Genomic DNA, 3,342 nt, shown 5'->3' on the forward strand with positions numbered 1-3,342 from the left:
GATGGTGGTGAGCATTTTGCAGCGCAAGCTCAAGTTCGCTAGCGCAGCCCTGACGATCGCCTTTTTGCATCAAGCGGCTCATGCCAAAGAGGAAACTGGGAATAACGTTATTCCAGCCGAAACGATTGAATTTGCCACCCAAATTATCAGACAGTTCACCAAAGGTGGAATGAGTTTAACTTCATTCGTTAAGAACAAGCTCAAACTCCTCAATCTCCCAGAAAACATTCTCGATTCAGTCAGAAGTGGCGAACTGCACTATACCAAAGCAGCCGCAATATCCACCTTAGAAGATCCCAGCCGACAAGAACTGCTAGATCGATCGATTGAAGAAGGTCTAAGCGTTCGGGAAGTCAAGGCAGAAGTTGCTAAAATTAAGCCACCTAAAGCAAAGGCTGATAAACCGACTACCGAGCTGCCAGTAAAAGTAATAGCAGATAGGCAAGAAGATAATTCAGAGCTAAATCTAACAGTTTTGGCACCTGTACCAGACTCGATCGAGGATCGGATCGAGATGGTGATGGAAGAAACGATCGATCGAATTAGAAGCAACAAATTTTCCGTTGAAATATTAAAAGAGTTTGAGCGATCTTTATTGAATTTACAAAGACAATTTTTACTAGAAATTAATTAATTTGCTCTATTAACTGCCGGATCGAGGCAGATGGTAAAGTAAATATCAATTTTTTATTTGCGAGATTACAGCAGAATTCTCGATCTCTCAATTAATAACTGCATAAATTTCTGGAGCGATATTCAAAAGTTTATCATTTAGATAATTCAAATGCTCGACGTACTCGTTCCAGTATTGGATCGTGACTCGAACCTGAGATAAAGCATCTGCATGATTTGGCAAATTGACAAGAAAATTCTCCATTTTGAGAATTTGAGCTTTAGTATCGGCGATCTCAGCGAGGATTTTAACAATATCCATAAAAAGCAAGTTGATTGAGTTCTAAGTCTAATTAACGAAGTAATAATCTCCAATAATATTAAGCCATTCACCATTGTTAAACTATTGGTGAATGGCTTAAACATTAAGCAGCAATTTAGCGCAGCAGTTGAAAATCTAAAGCGCAGAATTCAGCACTCATTATCTGAGTGCTGAATTGGCGATCTAGACAGTTTGCAAAGCATTACGAGAATTGCTACCGATGAGTCCAACACGATCGACAATAATCTGGACTCTAGAGCGAGGTTCGCTAGTTACTTTATCAACCCAACGGTTAACACTCACTCGACCTTGAATATTGACCTGTTCGCCTTTAAGGACGTAGTTAGCCAAAATCTCGGCTGTTTTACCGAAGGCGGTTAAGTTATACCAATCAGCAGTATCTTTATCGATCGTGACTGCAAGCGAAGCCGTAACGCGAAGACCAGTATCAGACCAAGTTGACTCTGGATTTTCTCCGAGACGACCAATTAATTGAACGGAATTAATAGACATGGAAAGTATTCTCCTAAGTTAGTAAAAATGAGATAGTAAATTAATCTGTGATTAACTTTCGCTGATAACTTGCGAAGCTTAACTAATCACAGATGGAAGCAATTGATTTATACGGTAGCGGGGACAAGCAAAGTAACTTGCATTGATTGACTGATGTTCAATGTCAAAGAAGGAACACCTAAACTATCTTTAATCAATCGAAGTGTGCCAATCGCCACAATGGTTTTACCAGGAATTACAGTATCTTTGAGACGGGGAGCATAGCCACATAACATAATTCGTTCGGCAGGATGATCTTTACCGTTATCGAATGTGCCATAACCAACTAATTCTTCATCAGTTAATTGAGTATTTTCTACAGTAATAGTCAAAGTTGCATTTCTCATTGGAATATTCTCCTGAAGTGTGTTGATTACAAAAGGCGCAGAAAGTTAACCTAAATAAAAACTGAGATTGACTTTCACTTCCATCATGCGAAGCTTTAGTCAATCTCAGTTGGTAATATTCAGGTTAAAAAGTGAATACAGACAGCTATTTAGAAGGGGATTTGGTCTATAGCATCATCATCAGAGGTAGATGTAGCAGGTACTGTTTGTCGAGCCATCACTGGAGTTGCACTGCCAGTTGGGGAAGCCTTCTTATTGCCAGCGATCAAACTAATAGAGTCAACCACGATTTCAGCTTTCGAGCGTGGATTACCAGCACCATCAACCCAGCCACTCAAGCTAAGGCGACCTTCGATCGCGACTTGTTCGCCTTTACGCACGAAGTTAGCGAGGATTTCAGCAGTTTTTCCGAATGCGGTCAAAGCATACCAATCAGTCGTAGTTTTATCGATCGTAACGGCTAAGGAGCCTTTAGTGCGTAGACCGCTATCAGACCAAATGGCTTCAGGATCTTGACCCAGGCGACCAAACAATTGAACGGAATTAATAGACATGGGAAATATTCTCCTAAGTTGGTTGTTTACTATTACGAAAAAGCGGAGTCAATCGAAATCCAAGATTAACTTTCACATCCAATTTGCGAAGCTCAGTCAATCTTGAATAGAATGTTAATCTAGACAGCGGCTAAAACTTTGGATTTGCGACCGCGACTAGATTTGGGTTTAGCAGTTGCAACTGGTTCGACTTCGATCGCGGGTTGCTCGGTTTTGGCTGGTGATTGCTCATCTAGCAATTCGGCATCGATTGGATCAGCTTCCGGCATGTCGGCAGATTCAGCAGCAGGAGCAAGCAGTTTGGGGCCATGATGTTTTGGCTCAACTGCGGGAGTAGGATCTACAGGGGCAACTTGCATAGCTTGAGTGATATTTAAACTCAACGAAGTAATTCCAGCAGCATCTTTAATTGCGCGGAGATTACCTTCAGCAACGAGAGTTACACCAGGAACAATCGTATCTTGTAAGCGTGGAGCGTAGGCAGTAAAGCTAATTGGGTCAAAGGTTTTACCATTGTTGAAACGTCCGTGTCCAGCAAGATTTTTAGCATCGATTGCTTGAACGAAGTCAACAGTCAAAGTTAAAGTTGCAGATCTCATTGAAATATTCTCCTAAGTTGTGTTCTATTTCTAAATAGCGAAGCTCAGTCAATCTCAAATAAATTCAAGATTAACTTTCACATCCATCTAGCGAAGCGAAACATGACGGAGGATAGATAACGGATCGATCGGGAGTAAAGTCTTTCGATGGAAATCAGATGTTAGGAATTGAGTTACAACAAACGCGAGTCGATCGAAGCGAGATATTAATTCACGAACCACTAGGAAAAATGAGCGTACACTTTAGCGATCGACAGGGCAAATTATCAGTCTTAGCAAATGCCGAGATTTATCATCAAATCGATCGAGATAACTTAGCACTGATTTATTTAGAATTTGCGATCGGTATTGTTAGA

At 40.8% G+C, this 3,342-nt stretch carries 7 protein-coding genes; 2 read left to right on the plus strand and 5 right to left on the minus strand.

Annotated elements, in window-relative coordinates; genetic code table 11:
* A partial coding sequence (locus tag RMO55_RS20665; RefSeq protein ID WP_396134436.1) for a ParB/RepB/Spo0J family partition protein occupies positions 1 to 634 on the plus strand: 634 nt, incomplete at its 5' end.
* Between the two features lie 87 nt (positions 635 to 721).
* On the opposite strand, the gene RMO55_RS20670 is transcribed toward RMO55_RS20665, so the two are convergent.
* The 5 genes from RMO55_RS20670 to RMO55_RS20690 form a co-directional block, all read right to left on the minus strand.
* Entirely contained in the window at positions 722 to 934 is a 213-nt protein-coding gene (locus tag RMO55_RS20670) for a hypothetical protein (protein ID WP_310429849.1), read from the minus strand.
* Positions 935 to 1,117: 183 nt separating this feature from the next.
* A complete protein-coding gene (gene ssb, locus RMO55_RS20675; RefSeq protein WP_310429851.1) occupies positions 1,118 to 1,447 on the minus strand; it encodes a single-stranded DNA-binding protein in 330 nt (109 codons plus the stop codon).
* A gap of 107 nt (positions 1,448 to 1,554) precedes the next feature.
* Complete coding sequence (locus RMO55_RS20680) at positions 1,555 to 1,833, minus strand: hypothetical protein (RefSeq protein ID WP_310429853.1); 279 nt, start codon at positions 1,831 to 1,833, stop codon at positions 1,555 to 1,557.
* A gap of 149 nt (positions 1,834 to 1,982) precedes the next feature.
* Positions 1,983 to 2,387, minus strand: a complete 405-nt coding sequence (locus RMO55_RS20685) for a single-stranded DNA-binding protein (RefSeq protein WP_310429855.1) — start codon at positions 2,385 to 2,387, stop codon at positions 1,983 to 1,985.
* A 119-nt stretch (positions 2,388 to 2,506) separates the two neighbouring features.
* A complete protein-coding gene (locus RMO55_RS20690) occupies positions 2,507 to 2,986 on the minus strand; it encodes a hypothetical protein (protein WP_310429857.1) in 480 nt (159 codons plus the stop codon).
* A 158-nt stretch (positions 2,987 to 3,144) separates the two neighbouring features.
* On the opposite strand from RMO55_RS20690, the gene RMO55_RS20695 reads away from it, so the two are divergent.
* Positions 3,145 to 3,342, plus strand: a 198-nt coding sequence (locus tag RMO55_RS20695) for a hypothetical protein (protein ID WP_310429859.1), incomplete at its 3' end; no start/stop codon positions are given.

The organism is Chamaesiphon sp. VAR_48_metabat_135_sub, from assembly GCF_031418915.1.
GTDB lineage: Bacteria > Cyanobacteriota > Cyanobacteriia > Cyanobacteriales > Chamaesiphonaceae > Chamaesiphon.

Coding starts and splice junctions, on each gene's coding strand:
- RMO55_RS20670 (WP_310429849.1), bottom strand. CDS start 934: ATGGATATTGTTAAAATCCTCGCTGAGATCGCCGATACTAAAGCTCAA.
- ssb (WP_310429851.1), bottom strand. CDS start 1,447: ATGTCTATTAATTCCGTTCAATTAATTGGTCGTCTCGGAGAAAATCCA.
- RMO55_RS20680 (WP_310429853.1), bottom strand. CDS start 1,833: ATGAGAAATGCAACTTTGACTATTACTGTAGAAAATACTCAATTAACT.
- RMO55_RS20685 (WP_310429855.1), bottom strand. CDS start 2,387: ATGTCTATTAATTCCGTTCAATTGTTTGGTCGCCTGGGTCAAGATCCT.
- RMO55_RS20690 (WP_310429857.1), bottom strand. CDS start 2,986: ATGAGATCTGCAACTTTAACTTTGACTGTTGACTTCGTTCAAGCAATC.